This window comes from Paenibacillus dauci (assembly GCF_000971985.1).
Taxonomy (GTDB): domain Bacteria; phylum Bacillota; class Bacilli; order Paenibacillales; family Paenibacillaceae; genus Saccharibacillus; species Saccharibacillus dauci.
Genome location: NZ_KQ040798.1, coordinates 507,363 through 525,612 on the forward strand (window position 1 = coordinate 507,363; position 18,250 = coordinate 525,612).

The following is an 18,250-nucleotide window of genomic DNA, read 5'->3' on the forward strand; positions in this document are numbered from 1 at the left end:
GTATAAGAAGCAAGATTCTATGACTGAGTATATTTTTTGGTTATACATTATTGTATTTTTCAACTTTTCACAGGGTCGATCTATATCTCTAACTGGCTAATATAAAAAAAGAGCCAGCATATGCTGACTCTTTTAATAGCTAATATGTATACCACACTAAAAATCATATGGCGGAGAGAGAGGGATTCGAACCCTCGCACCGCTGACGCAGTCTAACCCCTTAGCAGAGGGTCCCCTTATAGCCACTTGGGTATCTCTCCAAGAAATGGCTCCCCGAACAGGACTCGAACCTGTGACAACTCGATTAACAGTCGAGTGCTCTACCAACTGAGCTATCAGGGAACAATATTGAATACAAAAATTAATTTACCATGATTCCCGAGGTAAGTCAAGCACTTCCAACTTCAATTTCCCCCCGCATTTGCCACATCGGTAGCGATCGGGATTCATCCGTCTTTTACGTAAATATTGAGTAGTACATTCCCGGCAGACCAGCCGATAACGATATAATTCTTTTCGTTTGATCCCCATCATTTCAGGAGGAATCTGACAGTAACGTCCTCCGCCTACTCGGCGCAACCAGTACTTAAACTCCGGATCACGATGCTGGTATCCGAGTCCCTGTATGTGCAGATGGTAATGACACAGCTCATGCTTGATGATTTTCTCTACTTCGTCCCTGCCAAAGGCCTGGAGCTGATGCGGATTGATCTCGATATGATGACTTTTCAAAAAGTAGCGCCCTCCGGTTGTACGCAATCTGGCATTAAAGACTGCCTGATGCAAAAAAGGACGTTCAAAATGCTGCAGTGACAACTGTTCCACCCAGACCTGTAGTTCGTCGTTCGTCATGAATCCCGGTATACTCCTTTGTGTTGTGGTTGTTGCTGATTGCTCGTATGCTTCTGGATAGCAGCAGGTTGATATTGCTGCAGTCTTCTCTTGAATTTTAACTTTGTTATGCGATACACTTCAAGTACTTGTTCTGATTTTTACAATTTTACATACCGCATACCGGAATGGTCTACGTCCAGTCTGCGGATACTTTATTCTAAGGGAGAATATTGAATGACAACAACCGATATGCGCTACGTTATTTTGCAGCATCAGGATCAACTGCAGTATGTAGAAATGCCTGCCGAGTATGCTTACCAGCTCAGCGCACTTAATTTACGACTGCATAAGGAAATCAGTAAGCTCACGGCCGATCATGTCCCGTCCCTGCCCCGTGCTGTAGCAGAATGTGATCATCTGGAATTGCTTCGTCCGGAAGCCTCCTTGCTGAATGGCTTGACGTATATTAATGAGTTAGAACAATCTTTTGCGGTCCTCCAGGAAGACCAGTACCCGTTAATCTCCCTGCTGACTGAGATTCGCGCCCTGCAGGCACAATTGGAGCAGTGGTATGAAGAATACGAGGAAGCGCAGCTGTAATCAGACCTTTACGTCTGATGAACTCGTCCTATAGGTTCTAAATGGAATATGATCTATGGTTCTATCAAAAAAGGCAGTATGCGTATTATCGCATACTGCCTTTTTATTATGAATATCTGTTGAATCCGTATTGGATCTGCAGAGCAGGTAGGGATCATACAATTGCTGCAATTGCTGCACATCTGTGATTCATCCTTAACTCTACAAAATAGATCATCATTCGCTTGCTTGATACTTACTGAGCACTTGCCTGATTAGCAGATGATGGACGCATGGTCAGACCCACTCTGCCTTTTTTGACATCTACATTCATTACCCAGACGGTAACATTGTCACCAACCGATACGACATCCATCGGATGTTTGACAAACTGCTCACTCAGTTGGGAAATATGCACGAGCCCGTCATTTTTGATACCGATATCTACAAAAGCACCAAAGTCGATAACGTTACGAACGGTACCCTGCAGCTCCATACCAGGTGTCAGGTCTTCGATCTTGAGTACATCGGTACGGAAAATTGGCAGTGGCAGTTCATCACGCGGATCGCGGCCTGGGCGCTGTAGACTATCCATAATATCGCGCAGGGTCGGCACACCGATTTCCAGAGACGCAGCTGCCTCCTCCATATTCACATTGGCCAGTGCAGCTACTGCTTCGGGACTGCCCAGCTGCTCAGGCTTGATATTCAATGATTTGAGCAGTTTGTTCGTTGCATCGTAAGACTCCGGGTGAATACCAGTGTAATCAAGTGGGTTCTCTCCACCTTTGATTCGCAGGAAGCCTACGCACTGCTGCAATGTTTTGGCACCAAGACGAGGTACTTTTTGCAGCTGCTTACGGCTCATGAAGCGACCGTTTTCTTCGCGGTATTTTACAATATTCTTGGCAATGGTCGCATTAACACCAGCAACATAGGACAGCAGCGATGGCGATGCCGTATTCACATCTACACCTACATGGTTAACCGCCGATTCGACGACACCTTTGAGGCTGGTTTCCAGATGCTTCTGGGATACATCATGCTGGTACTGACCTACACCGATCGCTTTTGGATCAATTTTGACCAGTTCCGCCAATGGATCCTGTACACGGCGTGCAATAGAAGCAGCGCTGCGCTGTGCTACATCCAGATCCGGGAACTCTTCCTGGGCGAGCTTGGAAGCAGAATATACACTTGCTCCAGCTTCGCTGACAATCAGATAAGCCAGTTTGCGGTCTTCGATCTCCTGAATTAATTCGGCAATAAACTGCTCGGTCTCCCGGGAAGCTGTACCATTACCGATTACAATCAGTTCAATATGATGCTCAGCGATCATACGGCGAATAGTCTCGGCTGCTTCACGTTTTTTGTTAACAGGCGGTGTCGGATAGGTAACCGCTACTTCCAGCAGCTTGCCTGTCTCATCTACCGCAGCCAGCTTGCATCCTGTACGATAAGCCGGATCGACACCGAGTACACGTGTTTCCTTGATTGGAGCCTGCAGTAGCAGATTGCGCAGATTACCGGCAAAAATAGAAATCGCCTGGTTATCACCTTTTTCCGTCAGTTCTGCCCGCACTTCACGCTCAATAGAAGGAGCAATCAGACGCTTGTAGGCATCTTCAATTACAGTGCCGAGAATATCTTGTACTGCAGAAGTTCCCTTGATCAATTGCTTATCCATATAACGGTATACCGGCTCCGGTGCCACTTCCAGCTGCACTTTGAGGATATTTTCCCGCTCGCCACGGTTAATCGCCAGAATACGATGCGGAGGCATCTTTTTGGCGAGTTCGCGGTAGCTGTAGTACATTTCGTATACGGATTCTTCGTCCGCCTTTTTGGCTTCGGTCATGAGCATACCATGATCCAGGGTGTAGCGTCTGATCCATGTACGAAGCGAAGCATCGTCCGAGATATTCTCGGCCAGGATGTCCATAGCTCCCTGCAGCGCCTGAGAAGCGTCTTCCACGCCTTTCTCTGCATCAATATAGCGAGCTGCCTCTACCAGCGCTTCGGGCTGCTTGGGCTGGCTCATAATCCACTCTGCCAGCGGCTCCAGACCTTTTTCCTTGGCTACACTCGCGCGTGTTTTGCGCTTTTGGCGATATGGACGGTACAAATCTTCTACTTCCTGCAGCTTGGCTGCATTCTGAATGGATGCTGCCAGTTCGCTGGTCAGCTTGTCCTGCTCGCTGATAATACGTAATACTTCATCCTTGCGATCCTGCAGATTGCGAAGATACTGGTGACGTTCTTCAATATCACGCAGCTGGTTCTCATCCAGCTCGCCAGTCATTTCCTTACGGTAACGGGCAATAAAAGGAATTGTATTTCCTTCTGCCAATAGATCAATGGTTGTGCGAATTTGTTTGAGTGAAATTTGCAGTTCTCCGGCAATTTGCTTAACGATCCGTTCGCGGATCTGCTGCTCACTGGCTTTCGCCTGTTCTTCGGTAATCGATTTTTGTTCAGCCAATCTTATCCCTCTTTCCGCTCTTCCCGCAGGAAGAATCCTGTCATCGTACATATATTATCTCAGACAATAAGCCTGATTTCCACCTGGTATCACGAAGTAAAAGGGCCTAAACATGCAAAAAACCCGGTGCATTCACCGGGTCCCCTTGCTCACCACAAGCCTAGAAATCTACCAGGCCCAGGCTAATCTGGAGCGAGTCATGCACACGACGCATGGTCTCTTCATCCAGATGTGTGATTTTGTCAGTTAAACGCTGCTTGTCAATGGTACGAATCTGCTCTAATAAAATGACGGAATCCCTGTCAAACCCGTGGGACTTAGCGTCAATTTCCACGTGCGTCGGCAATTTGGCCTTCTGGATCTGTGCCGTAATTGCCGCCACAATGACCGTCGGACTGAAGCGATTACCAATGTCGTTCTGGATTACCAAAACCGGCCTTACGCCACCCTGTTCGGAACCGACGACGGGCGATAAATCTGCAAAAAATACATCGCCGCGCTTTACGATCAATGTCTACACCCCGCTAACTAAGCGGTCCAGAGTGATATCCGCCTCTTCCTCCGCATAAAAAGCTTCACAAGCGATTCTGAGATTAATCTTGGCCATTTCCATGTATCCACGTTGCATTGCCTCGCGGACATGCCGCTTTTTGCGCTCGGTAAGATACCCTTTCATGGCTTTTCTGATTAACTCGTTACGGTCGGAATTCTCCAAAGCTGCGATCCCATCCATCTCCTGCAAAAGCTGATCCGGTAAATGGACCATAATCCCTTGCACATTTTGCATGTTGTCCAACTGTCCAGCACCCCCAAAACCTTTTCCAGCCATACCCCTTAGCTGATTTTACGGCATTATTACATACGCGAATCCAAGTTTCTGGTCTGCGCCACACGCACATTGCGTGAGGCAACTTTGCTGCCATCATTATAAACCACAATATGGGCGCGCGTACAGACTTTTCATCACAATATGTAAGATTCGCCTCAAAATTCCGGTTTCCTTCTGCTTGAATAGTAATTTTTTACGTATTAAGCAAAGGATTCCAGCGGCTCAGGATATTACCATTTTGGTAATAGACACGTGGTACTCTGGATGCAAGCATGCAAATGATTTCATAATTGATGGTTCCCAGCGCTGAAGCAAGATCGTCAGCAGTAATTATTTGTTCCTGCTGGCGACCGATTAGGACAACCTCTTCGCCGATTTGGATTTCTTCTGCGTTCTCCGCAAAAGATTTGAGTGATACCATGCACTGATCCATACAGATTGTTCCAATCACGGGGACACGATGACCGCGAATCAGCACCTGTGCTTTTCCGCTTAACATACGCGAATATCCATCTGCATAACCTACCGGAAGAGTAGCTACTCTTTCATGATCACCCGTAAAATAATGGGTACCATAGCTAACTCCCGATCCGGCAGGCAGTGTCTTCAAATAGGATATAGCGGTTTTGACGGTCATAACCGGTGTCAGGTCTATCACCTGCTTGTTCACTTCAGTCGAAGGATACAGCCCATACAGTGCAATACCAACCCGAATCATCTGTGGCGACAACTCGGGAGTATCAATAGCAGCGGCACTGTTCCCCGTATGTATAATAGGGATAGTATAACCCAGTCTCCGCAGTTCCCGGTCCACCTGTTGGAACCTCTCATATTGCATCAGTGTATAACTTTTGTCGTGCTCATCCGCCTTGGCAAAATGGGTGAACATACCTTCTATTTCCAGAATGGGCACCTGAAATGCTTTTACGATAAATTCAGGAGCATTTTCCGGAAAAAGTCCGAGTCTTCCCATTCCACTATCAATTTTGATATGAGCTTTGAGTTTGCGTCCGGAAGGATCTATTGGCAATTGGGCAATGGCCTCAAGCACTTCTTCCGTAAATACATTTAAAGTAACGTCGTATTCATAAGCCGCTTCTACCGCTTCCGGACCGGTATAACCCAGTACAAGAATGGGCAGATGCACACCATGCTGACGCAGCTCAATCGCTTCATCCAAAAACGCAACACTCAGGTAATCCGCGCCAAGTCTCTCCAGTTCCCGAGATACTTCGACTGCTCCATGTCCATAAGCGTTCGCTTTTACACATAATAGCAGCTTTGTAGCATCCGGCAAATTGTGACGGAAAGCCTCATAATTGGCATGCAGCGCATCTAGGTTAATTTCAGCTCTTGTTGGTCGATATTGCTGTTGCAATTACAGTCACCTTCTATCCGTTTTTGCCCATATAGGCAATACACCTATGTTAATGCGGAAGCCGGATAACTGTCAATTATACCTGAGTGAAAAAAGTGCGGATGATTTCCTGCTTTGATGCGATTTATAAGGTAAAAGAAAGTCTCCTCACGAAATAGAAATTCCAGTGCCCGGAAATTCGTTTTTCGGAGGCCAATCATGAATCCCGTCCCGCAGTCGGTTTTCTGCAGAACCTGCTGGATAAGTCTATACAAAAATGAACCTGAGTGCGCTTTGACTGCTGCATTCATCGGTTCATCCATGTTTTATTACTTACCCGCTTCTTTAAAAATAGAAGCGTGATTTTTGCAGAATTGAAATTTTATGAACACACCTCACCCGTATACAGAAAAAAACTGCAAGATGGTGCTGTACTTACTAAATAATTGCGAATTCTCTTTTCCTCATATATCGGCAGGTTTCTACAAGTTCTGATACTTCAACAGACAGCAAAAGGCAATCAAAAACCGGAAAGATCGGGGAAAGATCTTTCCGGTAATGTAGATGATAGGATTGCCGGTCAGGATACGGCCTGACAGTTCTTGCCGCCTTTGTTTTTCTCCCGTTCCTTCATCTGACAGGAAGAACATACTCCCTGAAAATCCAAGCGATGATCGGTTACGGTAAATCCAAACTCGCGTTCTACCCGTTTTTCCAATGAAACGAGCCAGTCTTCCATAATTTCTTCCACATTGCCGCATTGCGTACAGATCAAATGATGATGCAAATGGGGACTGTTGGCTGCCCGCAAATCAAATCGCGCTGCTCCATCTCCAAAATTAACCTTTTGTACGATCTGCAATTCATTCAATAGGTCAAGCACCCGATAAACAGTAGCCATACCGATCTCCGGGAATCTTTCCTTTACCAGCAAAAAGACTTCTTCTGCACTCAGATGATCTTTTTCATGTTCCAGCAGTACCCGGATTGTTGTCTCACGCTGTGGAGTCAGCTTATAGCCTTTAGACTTCAGACGCTCTTTGATTCTGTCCACCTGTTCCGTCAGCATCATAATGTCATTCACACCTTCCGGTTTATTTTGCAATTTTCATTTTCATTTCCGTCTTCGATACAATTATTCAGTTATTGGTCGAGTGTTATCGTTATCCAGTCATATACGTTTGAGAAATATGTGTTCGCGGACAACCACTGTTTGGTGTTTTTCCGCTCCTGTATTTATTATCATTCACAAGCATAATACGAAGCATTAACTTCATCTATATCTTCACGCACACTGCTTACACTAATTTACGATAAATTCATTATATCATATTTATACTTAGAATAATTATAATTCTATAATAACTAAAAGAATAATACCTTGTAAATAGAAGCAGCAAAAAATCTGGATTAATAAAGCTGAGTGCTTGTCTGAGTATTTATATGTAATTATATATATTATGTTTACAAGCAGCTGAAGATTTTCACAATCGGATTTAATCTTATATCTTCTTTTTATAGTAGGAAGCATCGTAAAAGTTATTCTTTTCTCAGGAATACAGCCTTTTTTTGTATGCAATAGTATAAATATGAGGCTGTATTTATTTCCATATTTCAATAACCTGCTTTTGATAACGAAAATTTTTGTAGCAAAATTCATGCTATGATCCACTCTTTATAACTTGTACGTTCCATAGTGCTTTTAAGGAATGAAGATGATAAGCTTGTACATACAATGCTATTCAAAATTTTATAAAGGTAAATAATAATATAGTTAATTTAAGTTCTATATTCTTTTAAAAGAAGGGATATAGGAAAAACAATGAATACGGTTACATATTATCCTGAAAAACCCTTACGCGCTTTTGTTTTCTCAATGTACATATAATAATAAGGAATTACTTTTCTATTTCATTAATGTTAATAAAAACATTAATTATTAATATTAATGTTGACCGATTAAGAAATGTATGCTACATTCGGATTGTAAATTTATTCAATAAAAGCCCAAAAAAAGCGCTATTACATCGAAGACATAAACATGCATGTCAGGAAAGGATGAAGCACGTTGTCACACTCTAATCTGAAAGCCAAAATGATCGTTGATAAGGCATTCCGGATTGCTGAAGTGGATAAAAGAATTTACGGTTCTTTTATAGAGCATCTGGGCAGAGCAGTATATGGCGGTATTTATGATCCTTCTCATTCGTCTGCTGATGAAAACGGTTTCCGCAGCGACGTCAAAGAATTGATCCAGGAGCTGCAGGTTCCTATTATCCGTTATCCAGGGGGCAATTTTGTATCCGGTTACAATTGGGAAGATGGTGTTGGTCCTGTAGAAGATCGGCCAAAACGTCTGGAATTGGCCTGGCGTACCGTCGAACCAAACTATGTCGGTACAAATGAATTCATGAAGTGGGCCAAGCAAGCCGGCTCTGAAGTCATGATGGCTGTAAACCTTGGTACGCGCGGTATTGATGCGGCTCGTAACCTGGTTGAATACTGTAACCATTCGGGCGGTTCCTATTATAGCGATCTGCGCAAACAGCATGGTTATGCAGATCCATACGCTATCAAAACCTGGTGCCTGGGCAATGAAATGGATGGTCCTTGGCAAATTGGTCACAAGACTGCGGAAGAGTACGGCAAATTGGCACTGGAAACAGCCAAAGCCATGCGTCAAGTCGATTCTTCTATCGAACTTGTAGCTTGCGGAAGCTCCAATACAGCAATGCCTACATTCCCTCAGTGGGAAGCCACCACTCTCGATCATACTTATGAAGCAGTAGATTATATCTCGCTTCACCAATATTATGGCAACCAGGAGAATAATCCTGCCAACTACCTGGCAAGATCAATGGATATGGATCATTTTATCCATACAATTATCTCTACCTGTGATTTTGTCAAAGCCAAAAAACGCAGCAAAAAAACAATGTACTTAAGCTTTGATGAGTGGAATGTATGGTATCACTCCAATGAAGCAGACAGTAAAATGGATCCTTGGAGTATCGCTCCTCCACAATTGGAAGACGTATACAACTTTGAAGATGCCCTGCTGGTCGGCAGTATGCTGCTAACCTTCCTGCGCCGTGCAGACCGTGTAAAAATGGCTTGCCTCGCACAGCTGGTCAACGTGATCGCTCCAATCATGACCGAAGATGGCGGACGGGTATGGAAGCAGACGATCTTCTATCCTTATATGCATGCTTCTGTCTACGGACGCGGTGTTTCCTTGAAACCTGTAGTCGATTCACCGGTATATGATGCTACTGATTATACAGATGTTCCTTATCTGGACAGTGCAGTTGTATATGATGAAGAGAACGAACACCTGACGATCTTCGCGCTGAATCGCCACCTGACTGATTCACTGGATCTGAACTGTGATGTACGCTCCTTTGAAGGCTATCGTATCGAGGAACATATTGTTCTGGAGAATGATAATCTCAAGGCAGTAAATACGGCAGATAATGAACAGGTTGCTCCACATAATGGTGGTCAATCTCAGCTGGATGACGGTATTCTGACTGCCCGTCTGGCGAAGACGTCCTGGAATGTGATCCGACTCCGCAAAGCCTGAGCTGCTCATCCTTTCCTTTTATGAATACGTTACCATCCACTAAATTGTGAATGGTAACGAGCTTTACCCATGTACAGGTTCGAATTTTATGAGGAGGTCATTCCATGTTTGGTAAAAAAAGCTGGTTAATCGTATTAGCTTCTGTAATGATGTTATCTCTTGTACTCGCAGGTTGCGGTGGTAAAGGATCCTCGGACCCGAATCAACTGACATTTATGTTCCGCGGCGGCCCGGATGAACTCAAAGCTTACACAGCAGTTGTAAAGCAATTTGAACAGGATAATCCAGGTATCAAAGTCAAAGCGATCCAGACGAATCCCGACCAATATGCTGCCAAGTTGCAAGCTGCAATTACCGGTAACAGCGTACCGGATGTATTTTTCTACAACCCTGCTGATCTGAAAGCTTACACTAACAACAACATCTTGCTCGATATCACTAAATACATCGAGAACAAACCGGATGTAGATCTGAAAAATATGTGGCCACAAGGTGTGGATATGTATCGTTATGACGGTACCGAAGTAGGCAAAGGTGCCCTGTATGGTCTGCCAAAAGATCTGGGTCCATTCGCACTCGGATACAACAAAACCATGTTCGAAAAAGCAGGCATCCCGCTGCCGGACAAAGACAAACCTTACACTTGGGATGAGTTTATCAAAGTGAACCAGCAGCTCACCAAAGATACAGATGGTGATGGCAAACTGGATCAATTCGGTACCGGTCTGAATGCAGAATGGACATTGCAACCATTCGTATGGAGTAATGGTGCTGACTGGCTGGATAAAACACATACCAAAGTAACCATTGATGATCCTAAATTTATTGAAGCATTGCAGTTCTTTGTAGATATGCAGAACAAATACAAAATCACTCCTGCTATCGAACAAGCACAAACACTGGATACGTACCAACGCTGGATGAGAGGCGAACTGGCCTTCTTCCCTGTCGCTCCATGGGATCTGAGTACTTTCAAACGCGAACTGAAATTTGATTATGATGTTATTCCGTTCCCTGCCGGATCTACTGGCAAACCTTCTTCATGGGTAGGCAGTCTGGGTATCGGTGTATCCAACAAAACAGCCAATCCGGAACTTGCAGCCAAACTGGTAACGTATCTGTCTGCTTCACCGAGCGGACAAAAATCTCTGGTTGAAGCCGGCGTACAAATTCCTAACCTTCAAGATATGGCGAAGAAATGGGCAGCTGATTCTTCCAACCCTCCTGCCAACAAAGAAGAGTATCTGCAAATCGTGAACGACTACGGCAGACCACTGCCAGGTCAATACACGTACAATGCTGAATGGTATGCACTGTTCTTTACAGACCTGCAACCTGTACTTGACGGCAAAATTGCAGTTGCTGATTTTTTAAAACAGGAACAACCGAAAATGCAGGCTATGCTCGATCAAGCTGTAGCTGCAGAGAACAAAGCTAAAGAAAGCAAAAAAAGCAAATAATATCCTCCATCCTACTGCAGAATGGAATCAGTAAGAACGTTATGTAATAACAGCGAAAATGATGTTAGTGTTCTCAGGCTCTTTCCGAGAGGCTAACATCATTTTCATTACTGTACTGTAGCAATGCTGCAATACCTATTTAGAAACATAGGGGTGAACTTATGAAAGCAACTTCTGATATTTACCAGGAAGGAAATGCGAGCATGGTTAAAAAGAGATCCAATCTGTATCGTAAAGAGAAAATTTATGGCTTCCTGTTCATTTTACCGCCAGTCATTGGCTTTTTGCTGTTTACGCTTTATCCGGCTCTTTATTCGGTATACGGCTCTTTTACCGACTGGAATGGACTTGGTCAGATGAACTTTATCGGTCTGGACAACTATAAGACATTGTTTACAGACAACTTTTTCTACACATCCATGTACAATACATTTTTCCTGATGATCGGTATTCCTATCGGGCTTCTGCTATCTCTGTTGCTCGCATTGGGACTTAACCGTAAAATTCCGGGCACAACTGCTTTCCGTGTTATCTATTATGTTCCGGTTATCTCTTCACTCGCTGCGATCTCTATCCTGTGGCAATGGGCATATAACGGTGACTACGGTCTCGTCAACCAGTTCCTCGGCCTGTTCGGTATCAAAGGTCCTAACTGGCTGGCTAATACAGCTACCGTTAAACCAGCAATCATCCTGATGACAATCTGGAAAGGTCTTGGTTTCTCCATGCTGCTGTACCTGGCTGCCCTGCAAAGTGTATCCCGTACGTACTATGAAGCGGCTGAACTGGATGGTGCCAGTGGTTTCAGCATGTTCCGTCACATTACCTGGCCGATGGTCAAACCGGTAACTTTCTTCCTGGTTGTTACCAACATCATTGGTGGTTCCCAGATCTTTACGGAAATCAACATCATGACACCTACAGGCGGACCGGAGTACTCTTCCGCTACAGTCGTATTCTACATCTGGCAAAAAGCATTTGAGAATCTGCAAATGGGTTATGCCTCCGCGATGGCCGTTATTCTGGGATTGTTCATTTTCATTGTTACTCTGATTCAGTTCAAGATGAATGAGCGTTCCTCATTCGATATGGATTGATCACGATAGAGAAGGAGTGAGTTAAGAGATGGTATACAGCAAGCAGCAAAAAATGACCAATGCGATTATTTTCATTATTTTATGTATAGGTGCGGTATTTATGATTCTGCCGCTGCTCTGGATGATCTCCACATCGTTCAAAAACCGTGAAGCGGTATTCGCCCTTCCACCAGAATGGATTCCAAAAGACTTCCAATTTGCCAAATATGTTGAGATCTGGACTGCCGGACCGCTCATGAGTGGTATTATCAACAGTCTGATCGTAGCCATCACAGTAACTGTGATCGGTACGCTGACTTCCAGTCTGGCCGCTTTTGCTTTTGCCAAAATGCGTTTTCCTATGAAAAACCAGATCTTCCTGCTGCTGCTGTCATCGATGATGATTCCCTATCCAGCAGTTATGATTTCCCAGTTCATTATGTTCTCGGGATGGGAATGGGTAGATACCCTGCTGCCGCTGATCGTACCGGGTCTATTCGGTAACGTAGTTATGATCTTCTTCCTGCGTCAGTATCTGTACAGTATTCCAAACGCGATTATTGAAGCAGCCAAAATCGATGGTACTTCCTACTTTGGTATTTATGCACGCATCATCGTACCGCTGATCAAACCGGCGATTGCTGCGCAGCTGATCCTGTGGTTTATGGGAATCTGGAATGATTACCTGCCTCCAATCCTGTATCTGAACTCTCCGGAAATTCAGACTCTGCAGCTCGTTATCGCAAACTTCAATGCCAGCTACGCTATTCAAAGTGATTATCCGCTGATTATGGCTGCATCTGTTGTATCCTTGCTGCCTATCCTGATCATCTTCCTGATCTTCCAGCGTCAAATCATTGAATCCGTAGCGATCTCCGGGGTGAAAGGATGAGTATTCTATTCCCTACCTCTCCTCCGGAAGACAAGCTCTACGATACAACCATTCTGGATGACGAATCCAAATGGACCATAAACAACGCCCATGATCCGGGTATCCTCAAAACGGATCAGGGTTACTACATCTATTCTACCGACGTCCGTATGGGCGGCGAGCTGACTCCAGGCATCATGGTACGCCGTTCCCAGGATTTAATTCACTGGGAATGGGTCGGCTACGCCCTTCCGGGCATTCCGGAAATTGCTACCGAATGGTCGCAGGCGATTAATCTATGGGCACCCGATGTCGTGAAAGTCGGCGACAAATACCGGATGTATTACTCGGCTTCGACATTTGGCAGTACACGTTCGATGATTGGACTGATGGAGAGCGATTCTCCGGAAGGTCCATGGACAGACTGCGGCTGTGTGGTTCGTACACAGGAAGGCGACGGTCCTAATGCAATTGATCCCCATGTAGTAAATGATACGGAAGGTCAACAGTGGATGGTCTATGGCTCCTTTTTTGGCGGTATTCATATTTTGCCGCTGGATCAACGGACTGGTAAGCCTACCATCGAAGGATTTGGCACACTGCTGGCGATCCGTGACAAAGCAACTGTTGATGGTGCCATAGAAGGTCCTTATATTGTGTATCATCCCGAATTTAAAAAGTATTATTTATTTGTCTCTTATGATTCGCTGTTCAAGGATTACAATGTACGGGTAGCTCGTGCTGATCATATTACCGGCCCTTATACCGATATCCATGGTCATGTACTGACCGATATCGATTATCGTCCGCAGCATGAGATCGGCAATAAAATTGTGGGTGGTTATCGCTTCGGAGAAGGTGAAGGCTGGATCGCTCCAGGGCATAATTCTGTTTTGAATGATGATGGTACTTTCTACATCGTTCATCATGCACGTGGTGAGCAGGACAAGCATTGGTCCTACCTCCATATCCGCAAGATTCTTTGGACGGCAGACGGATGGCCGGTCGTTTCACCGGAGCGTTATGCCGGTGAACAGGAACAAGATCTGGAACCCAAGCAATTGACAGGACAATGGGAGACCATCTTGCTGGATCCAAGCGAGAACGATCAGATTGCTTCGGAACCTCTGGAACTTCATGAGGATGGCAGTCTGCATCATAAGGGTCAGATAGGTCACTGGCAGATGCAGGATGCACGTACATTGATTCTGGAGTGGTCAACTACTACCGGTGAGCTGCAGCGCAGTGAAGTGAAGCTGCTGCCTTCCTGGGATTGGGAGAGACACTGTTCCACGATTATCTTTACCGGCATGACCGCACAAGGCTGGTCTATCTGGGGAAAACAAATTGCATCGACAATCATATAATGATAGCATGAACATAAAAAAGGGAAGAAACATTTGTTTCTCCCCTTTTTTTATGGCCTGTTATCTAAAGCGTTTACAATCAGACCTGCTTCTCCAGTTCGCTGGATGCCGAGCCGGAATGGACCAATTTGTCATAATACAGACGGAATACGATATCCTGGTTGTAGTTACCGAACCCACGACCAAACAAAGTCAGTCCGCCCACATGTTCGGACGAAGGCTCTACAGCGATACGCAGTGTCCACTGTCGGTCACGTACATTTACATGATCCAGCGTAATATCCGATATTTGGATACCATCCATATACGTACCGTCTCGTGATACCTGCAGATGCTTCAGCAGTCCATACTGATTGACGATATCAGGCCACCACTGCGGGTTATACTTACCGCGCTTGTCACCAAAGTCTCCCGGACTGGTCCATGTACCCAGTTTGACATCATTCAGATAGAAGGTGATATCCGAAGGAAAACGGTTGTCTGTAAGCGGCGCTTCAGAAGCAATTTCCAGCGAGACGAGCAGCTCCAGCGGATTTTCGGTAGATAACAGAAAGTTCGGAATTTTGTACTCGATAAATCCCTCGCTGAACCAAAGTATTTTGGCCTGAAAGCGTTCGGCATCAAAGAAATACCGGGTATCATCCACTTGGCCGATAAACTTCTCCGGCGAAGCCAGTCCGCAGGTTGGTTCGACCTGAAGGTCGGTATAGTGTCCGATCGAGATTTCGCTTTCGTGATACTGGCGAAGATGCTCGATTTTGTTCGGGAAAATGATATTCGCTTCTTCAACCTGAAGAGAACACACTTTCTGTACACCGCCTTTGCCGGGCTGCATATTGGTAGAGATGATAGCTGCTTTTTCGAGTTTCTTGACGTGCATGGAGACGATGGCGCTGGTCAGACCAACAGCCTCCGCCAGCTCGCGAATATTCATCGGTCGTTCAGCGAGCAATTGAATGATCTTGTGCCGTACACTGCTGGCCAGGGCTTCGTATACCGGCAGCGATTTATCCGAAATATCCAGATTCATATTCAGGCTCCTCCATTAGCGAGTGTGTACCATTAATATATACCTTTCCACTATATCCTTATGTTAACAAAAATACAAACGTTATCACTAGTTATTCTCAAATTTTATATTACCTGTTAATATAAAGGTGCATTTCAAGGCAATTTAACCATATTAAGGAGGAATTTATTTATGATTAATATGAATATGAATGCAAAAGAAAGCAAAGGTATGATCAGCCGCTATCTGCATGGACAGTTTGCCGAGCATCTAGGCAGATGTATTTATGAAGGCATGTGGGTTGGTGAAGATTCCCCTATTCCCAATACGGAAGGTATTCGCAATGATGTTTTGAAAGCGCTTCGAAAATTACATATTCCGGTTCTTCGCTGGCCGGGAGGTTGCTTTGCTGATGAATATCATTGGAAAGACGGTATAGGCCCGCGTGAACAGCGTGCGCGCATGGTCAATAACCACTGGGGCGGCGTTGAAGAAAATAATCACTTTGGCACTCATGAGTTCCTTCGTCTGTGTGAGCTGCTCGATACCGAGCCTTATATCAGTGGGAATGTAGGTAGCGGTACCGTTCACGAGATGCAGCAATGGGTCGAATATATGACGCTGGACGGAACGTCACCTATGGCTGATCTGCGCCGTAAGAATGGACAGGAACAGCCATGGAAAGTGACTTATTTTGGAGTAGGTAATGAAAACTGGGGTTGCGGCGGTAACATGCGCCCGGAATATTACGCCGATCTATACCGGCATTATGCTACCTATGTGCGTAATTATGGTGATAATACGATTTACAAAATCGCCTGTGGTCCAAATGTCGATGATTATCACTGGACTGAAGTATTAATGCGTGAAGCTGCACATATGATGGATGGACTCAGCCTTCACTACTATACACTCCCTTCCGGTGAATTTTTCCCTGTCAAAGGATCGGCCACTGACTTTAGTGTAGAAGAGTGGTTCCAGACACTCCGATTGACACTGCATATGGAAGAACTGATCGTGAAGCACTCACGCATCATGGATAAATATGATCCGGATAAAAAGGTCGGCTTGATCATCGATGAATGGGGTATGTGGACCGACGTCGAGCCGGGTACCAATCCAGGGTTCCTGTTCCAGCAAAATACGATGCGTGATGCACTTGTGGCTGGTGTAAATCTGAACTTGTTCTACAAATTCTCGGATCGGATCAAAATGGCCAATATCGCCCAGATGGTCAATGTGCTGCAGGCGATGGTTCTGACAGAAGGAGATCGAATGATCCTCACTCCTACGTACCACGTCTTTGATATGTATCAGGTGCATCAGGACAGTGAACGCCTGGATCTGCAGTATGAAAGCCCTGAATACAAACTGGGAGCCCAGTCGATCGCCAAAATCAGTGCAGCTGCTTCCCGTGATCAAAGCGGCAAAATCCATCTGACTATCTGCAATCTGAGTCATGCTGACGGAGAGTCCTTCTCTTGCAAAATCGAAGGCGCAGATCAAGACACGTACCATGTAACCGGCCAACTCCTGGCAGCCGATGCACTGAATGCACATAATACATTTGAGCAGCCGGAAAATGTGACTCCTACTGCCTTTGAGGTATCCCTTTCTGAGGACGGTACCCTGAGCTTCCAGCTTCCTCCTGCTTCGGTAGCCGCTATCACGCTAGCCTAAGGACTTAATTATGAAGTATACGCGTACAGGGTCAGAACAGGGCTGTAAAGGCTGTAATCGCAGTCCTCAGCTCTCGGAGGAGAAGATAGAACGACTCGTGACGATAGCACTACAGGGGAAAACAGTAGATGAACTTACAAATGTGGAGATTCAGCAGCAGCGATTTGCCCAGTGCATGTCCTGCTCTTCCCTGCAGTACGGAACCACCTGCAAACACTGCGGCTGTCTGGTGCATATACGTACTCGCCTGGCTGCCTCCAGCTGTCCTTCACCCTATGGATCGCAGTGGCAATCCTAGCAACGAGATCCAGTCCAGAGCGGCAGCTAGGAGCTGTAGAGAACCTTTTCCTTTTGCTTCATTAATAATCTTTGCCTTTTCCGTTAAGGTATGAATCCTGATTCACGCACAGCATCAATAAACCTATGCTATTTGTTAGCAGTTAGTGTATAATCCATACTGGTTATTTTATAAAAAAGCCAAGCTGTCTTCCCTCGTTGTAGTGTCGCAATATATTACCGAAAGACAGCTGATGGATTATAAATGTTATGGAGGTTCCTATGTCACCACACCATCTGGAAAAACTGTTTAGTGAAGGAATAATAAACGAAGATACTCTAGTAGACATACTGCATCAATGCTCTGTCGTCCCTCTGCTGTACGATGAAGGCAGCCAGATTACGGTAGACGATTTCTACAGCCGTCTGGAAAATCCACTCGAAGGAGAAGATGCCGAAGCTGCCAAGGCGCTGTATACGGTCGTTGTGCTCGCGTTCCAGCGCTTTGCTGAACCGGAAAACTATGAACGGCTGCAGGATACTATCAGCCTACAGGAAGACCTGTGCATGACTGGCGTCCTGTCTGTGTCCGACTGGATCGAGTGGCTCAGTCGTATGGCTGCAGGAGAGATCAATCTTCCGACTGCCGATTTCCATAGCCTGTTCGAAGATCTGCCAGAAGGTTATATGTTGCAGGATTTCCATGACGATCTAACGTATATTTTGGAACAGCCGGACCATTCCAAATATGATGAAGCGGTGAAACAGCAGCAATTGCTGTACCATCAGCTTGGCGTAACCGATTAATCAATCGGATATTCAATAGGCGCCAGGAATTGCAATTCGG

General features: G+C 45.3%; 16 protein-coding genes and 2 tRNA genes. 9 read left to right on the forward strand and 9 right to left on the reverse strand.

Annotated elements, in window-relative coordinates; translation table 11 throughout:
* Positions 1–168: 168 nt before the first annotated feature.
* The 3 genes from WH46_RS02280 to WH46_RS02290 all read right to left on the reverse strand — a co-directional run bounded on the left by WH46_RS02280 (position 169) and on the right by WH46_RS02290 (position 852).
* Positions 169–260, reverse strand: a tRNA-Ser gene (locus WH46_RS02280).
* A gap of 6 nt (positions 261–266) precedes the next feature.
* Positions 267–342, reverse strand: a tRNA-Asn gene (locus tag WH46_RS02285).
* 24 nt (positions 343–366) lie between these two features.
* Positions 367–852: a SprT family protein gene (locus tag WH46_RS02290; protein WP_017812892.1), complete on the reverse strand. Its 486-nt coding sequence runs from the start codon at positions 850–852 to the stop codon at positions 367–369.
* 216 nt (positions 853–1,068) lie between these two features.
* Between WH46_RS02290 and WH46_RS02295 the strand changes: the two genes are divergently transcribed.
* The gene (locus tag WH46_RS02295; protein ID WP_017812891.1) at positions 1,069–1,434 is read left to right on the forward strand and encodes a hypothetical protein; all 366 of its coding nucleotides are present in this window, start codon (positions 1,069–1,071) and stop codon (positions 1,432–1,434) included.
* A gap of 235 nt (positions 1,435–1,669) precedes the next feature.
* On the opposite strand, the gene WH46_RS02300 is transcribed toward WH46_RS02295, so the two are convergent.
* From WH46_RS02300 to fur, 5 genes are all read right to left on the reverse strand, one after another.
* Positions 1,670–3,895, reverse strand: coding sequence for a Tex family protein (locus WH46_RS02300; protein ID WP_046225537.1), 2,226 nt, complete (start codon positions 3,893–3,895; stop codon positions 1,670–1,672).
* Between the two features lie 160 nt (positions 3,896–4,055).
* Positions 4,056–4,406, reverse strand: coding sequence for a type II toxin-antitoxin system PemK/MazF family toxin (locus WH46_RS02305; RefSeq protein WP_017812889.1), 351 nt, complete (start codon positions 4,404–4,406; stop codon positions 4,056–4,058).
* A gap of 3 nt (positions 4,407–4,409) precedes the next feature.
* Entirely contained in the window at positions 4,410–4,691 is a 282-nt protein-coding gene (locus tag WH46_RS02310) for a CopG family ribbon-helix-helix protein (RefSeq protein ID WP_026136141.1), read from the reverse strand.
* A 226-nt stretch (positions 4,692–4,917) separates the two neighbouring features.
* The gene (alr, locus tag WH46_RS02315) at positions 4,918–6,102 is read right to left on the reverse strand and encodes an alanine racemase (protein WP_046225538.1); all 1,185 of its coding nucleotides are present in this window, start codon (positions 6,100–6,102) and stop codon (positions 4,918–4,920) included.
* 559 nt (positions 6,103–6,661) lie between these two features.
* Positions 6,662–7,153 carry a ferric iron uptake transcriptional regulator gene (gene fur / locus WH46_RS02325; RefSeq protein ID WP_017812885.1) on the reverse strand — a complete coding sequence of 164 codons (492 nt, stop codon included), beginning with the start codon at positions 7,151–7,153 and terminating at the stop codon, positions 6,662–6,664.
* A 1,023-nt stretch (positions 7,154–8,176) separates the two neighbouring features.
* On the opposite strand from fur, the gene arfA reads away from it, so the two are divergent.
* From arfA to WH46_RS02355, 5 genes are all read left to right on the forward strand, one after another.
* Positions 8,177–9,664 (forward strand): arabinosylfuranosidase ArfA, encoded by a 1,488-nt coding sequence (gene arfA, locus WH46_RS02335; RefSeq protein WP_046225738.1) that lies wholly within the window; start codon positions 8,177–8,179, stop codon positions 9,662–9,664.
* Positions 9,665–9,768: 104 nt separating this feature from the next.
* On the forward strand, positions 9,769–11,124 hold the full coding sequence (locus WH46_RS02340) for an ABC transporter substrate-binding protein (RefSeq protein ID WP_046225541.1): 1,356 nt from the start codon (positions 9,769–9,771) through the stop codon (positions 11,122–11,124).
* A gap of 161 nt (positions 11,125–11,285) precedes the next feature.
* Positions 11,286–12,221: a carbohydrate ABC transporter permease gene (locus WH46_RS02345; protein ID WP_017812882.1), complete on the forward strand. Its 936-nt coding sequence runs from the start codon at positions 11,286–11,288 to the stop codon at positions 12,219–12,221.
* Between the two features lie 28 nt (positions 12,222–12,249).
* The gene (locus WH46_RS02350) at positions 12,250–13,092 is read left to right on the forward strand and encodes a carbohydrate ABC transporter permease (protein WP_017812881.1); all 843 of its coding nucleotides are present in this window, start codon (positions 12,250–12,252) and stop codon (positions 13,090–13,092) included.
* On the forward strand, positions 13,089–14,438 hold the full coding sequence (locus WH46_RS02355) for an arabinan endo-1,5-alpha-L-arabinosidase (RefSeq protein ID WP_046225542.1): 1,350 nt from the start codon (positions 13,089–13,091) through the stop codon (positions 14,436–14,438). Before WH46_RS02350 ends, WH46_RS02355 begins: the two co-directional genes overlap by 4 nt.
* Before the next feature lie 79 nt (positions 14,439–14,517).
* On the opposite strand, the gene WH46_RS02360 is transcribed toward WH46_RS02355, so the two are convergent.
* Positions 14,518–15,468 (reverse strand): ArsR/SmtB family transcription factor, encoded by a 951-nt coding sequence (locus WH46_RS02360; RefSeq protein WP_017812879.1) that lies wholly within the window; start codon positions 15,466–15,468, stop codon positions 14,518–14,520.
* Between the two features lie 171 nt (positions 15,469–15,639).
* Between WH46_RS02360 and WH46_RS02365 the strand changes: the two genes are divergently transcribed.
* The 3 genes from WH46_RS02365 to WH46_RS02375 all read left to right on the forward strand — a co-directional run bounded on the left by WH46_RS02365 (position 15,640) and on the right by WH46_RS02375 (position 18,210).
* Positions 15,640–17,127: an alpha-N-arabinofuranosidase gene (locus tag WH46_RS02365; protein WP_046225543.1), complete on the forward strand. Its 1,488-nt coding sequence runs from the start codon at positions 15,640–15,642 to the stop codon at positions 17,125–17,127.
* 10 nt (positions 17,128–17,137) lie between these two features.
* On the forward strand, positions 17,138–17,425 hold the full coding sequence (locus WH46_RS23740; protein WP_082208285.1) for a DUF6171 family protein: 288 nt from the start codon (positions 17,138–17,140) through the stop codon (positions 17,423–17,425).
* A gap of 260 nt (positions 17,426–17,685) precedes the next feature.
* A complete protein-coding gene (locus WH46_RS02375; RefSeq protein WP_046225544.1) occupies positions 17,686–18,210 on the forward strand; it encodes a hypothetical protein in 525 nt (174 codons plus the stop codon).
* Positions 18,211–18,250: the final 40 nt, after the last annotated feature.

Excerpts from the sequence above, each read along its gene's own strand:
- WH46_RS02290 (WP_017812892.1), bottom strand. The coding sequence starts at position 852 with ATGACGAACGACGAACTACAGGTCTGGGTGGAACAGTTGTCACTGCAG.
- WH46_RS02295 (WP_017812891.1), top strand. The coding sequence starts at position 1,069 with ATGACAACAACCGATATGCGCTACGTTATTTTGCAGCATCAGGATCAA.
- fur (WP_017812885.1), bottom strand. The coding sequence starts at position 7,153 with ATGATGCTGACGGAACAGGTGGACAGAATCAAAGAGCGTCTGAAGTCT.
- arfA (WP_046225738.1), top strand. The coding sequence starts at position 8,177 with ATGATCGTTGATAAGGCATTCCGGATTGCTGAAGTGGATAAAAGAATT.
- WH46_RS02340 (WP_046225541.1), top strand. The coding sequence starts at position 9,769 with ATGTTTGGTAAAAAAAGCTGGTTAATCGTATTAGCTTCTGTAATGATG.
- WH46_RS02345 (WP_017812882.1), top strand. The coding sequence starts at position 11,286 with ATGAAAGCAACTTCTGATATTTACCAGGAAGGAAATGCGAGCATGGTT.
- WH46_RS02350 (WP_017812881.1), top strand. The coding sequence starts at position 12,250 with ATGGTATACAGCAAGCAGCAAAAAATGACCAATGCGATTATTTTCATT.
- WH46_RS02355 (WP_046225542.1), top strand. The coding sequence starts at position 13,089 with ATGAGTATTCTATTCCCTACCTCTCCTCCGGAAGACAAGCTCTACGAT.
- WH46_RS02360 (WP_017812879.1), bottom strand. The coding sequence starts at position 15,468 with ATGAATCTGGATATTTCGGATAAATCGCTGCCGGTATACGAAGCCCTG.
- WH46_RS02365 (WP_046225543.1), top strand. The coding sequence starts at position 15,640 with ATGATTAATATGAATATGAATGCAAAAGAAAGCAAAGGTATGATCAGC.
- WH46_RS23740 (WP_082208285.1), top strand. The coding sequence starts at position 17,138 with ATGAAGTATACGCGTACAGGGTCAGAACAGGGCTGTAAAGGCTGTAAT.
- WH46_RS02375 (WP_046225544.1), top strand. The coding sequence starts at position 17,686 with ATGTCACCACACCATCTGGAAAAACTGTTTAGTGAAGGAATAATAAAC.